Here is a 273-nt window from a genome sequence, read left to right as displayed (position 1 = left end):
CGGCACAGCCCGGAGCAGATTGTGCGCAAGCTGATGGCGGCCGATCGGCTCCTGGCCGAGGGTAAGGACACGGCAGCGGTGTGCCGCGAACTGGGTGTCTCCGAGGCCACCTACCACCGGTGGCGTAACCAGTTCGGCGGGTTGAAGGCCGAGGACGCCAAACGGCTCAAGGACCTCGAACGCGAGAACACCACCCTCAAACGCCTGCTGGCAGACGCGGAGTTGGAGAAGGACGCGCTGCGGGAGATCGCGAAGGGAAACTTCTAGGCCCGG

Annotated in this window: 1 pseudogene; it reads left to right on the top strand. The window is 65.9% G+C overall.

From position 1 onward, the window contains the following. Positions 1-273: pseudogene (locus tag AC5Y4T_RS26210) on the top strand (transposase); the annotation flags it as partial.

The organism is Mycobacterium sp. NGS11 (assembly GCF_059813315.1).
This window is presented reverse-complemented; position numbering and strand designations above follow the sequence as displayed.